At 43.2% G+C, this 673-nt stretch carries 1 pseudogene; it reads right to left on the reverse strand.

The annotated features are described in order from the left end of the window. Positions 1-673, reverse strand: a pseudogene (locus tag R7R78_RS26715) (TonB-dependent receptor); the annotation flags it as partial.

Consider the following 673-nt stretch of genomic DNA (forward strand, 5'->3'; position numbering starts at 1 on the left):
GTAGTGTTGTTGCCAAACTGGTTGTTTTCATCATTGCGTACGCTGGCTTCGAAGGTCCATGCATTCAATGCATATTGAGCGATTGCGCTGATGCCAATGTTTGTTCTTGGGTTCTTCTCTGGGTTGTAGTCTTTCGCTGGTCCCCAGTCACTTGGTGCAAGGTAGCCTTTTGCTAACTTCTCATTACGGTAATCTAAGCCGCCTCCAATACTCAGTTCATCATTGATGCTGTATGAGTTTAGCCAAATTGCATTGAACTGTTCGATGGCCACGTGATCGCCGGTCGACTTACTTTGGCCCGATTTAAGGTCATAGTTGTCTTGTTGACCGTAAGCTAACTTCAACTCAGAGGTGTAAACATCTTTAGAATACTCAAGTGACAAATCTGCACCTACGTATTCCACTTCACCCGTTTTCTTTTCGTGCTTATCTACTGTTCCCCACCCAGGATTGCCATAACTGCTGTTGTCATAGTCGTATTCGTTGCTGTATGTACTAAAGCCTACGTAACCAGAAAAATTATCAGAAAAGTTTTGCTGGTAACCTAATTTAAGGTTCAACGTTTCAAATCCGTGCTCATCGCCATCATTCAAACCCGGCAAAGGTTTAACGTTAAAACCATCCGTTTTCTCGTAACCTAATACCCCTTTGATGTGCTTACCTTCACCTACAA

It is taken from the genome of Vibrio sp. 2134-1 (genome assembly GCF_033339495.1).